1 rRNA gene is annotated in these 548 nt (G+C 41.6%); it reads left to right on the top strand.

The features are described from left to right. Positions 1-95: ribosomal RNA gene (locus L2755_RS22095) — 16S ribosomal RNA — on the top strand; the annotation flags it as partial. Positions 96-548 lie beyond the last annotated feature (453 nt).

Raw genomic sequence — 548 nt, 5'->3', positions numbered from 1 at the left:
CCTTCGGGAGGGCGTTTACCACGGTGTGGTTCATGACTGGGGTGAAGTCGTAACAAGGTAGCCCTAGGGGAACCTGGGGCTGGATCACCTCCTTACCTATACGACTAACTCGCATCTGAAGTATGCAAATACGTTTGAGTGTCCACACAGATTGCTTGTTCTCCTTATCTCTTAATTGAGTTGAGGTGAGCGACAAAATATCCTGCCTTGTTGCAGTGGTATCGTTCTTTAAAAATTTGGAAAGCTGATAGTGTTGATCTGAAAGGGATAGCATAGCGATTTATCGTTTTGTTATTTATAGGATCAGCGCGAAATTTAAAAAATTGAGTTCTAAACACTTAAACATTAAGTGTCTTGGCTTATTGCGTCGCAGCAATAAGTGAAAAATTCTAATTTTGGCGAAAGTAGAAACCATTAGTTATGATACGACTGTTTTGAGCTTACCCGCTTGAAACAACGGATATCTCTCATAGAGACTTATTTGGGTTGTATGGTTAAGTGACTAAGCGTATATGGTGGATGCCTTGGCAGTCAGAGGCGATGAAGGA

The organism is Shewanella abyssi (assembly GCF_023284025.1).
Taxonomy (GTDB): Bacteria; Pseudomonadota; Gammaproteobacteria; order Enterobacterales; family Shewanellaceae; genus Shewanella; species Shewanella abyssi.
This window is presented reverse-complemented; position numbering and strand designations above follow the sequence as displayed.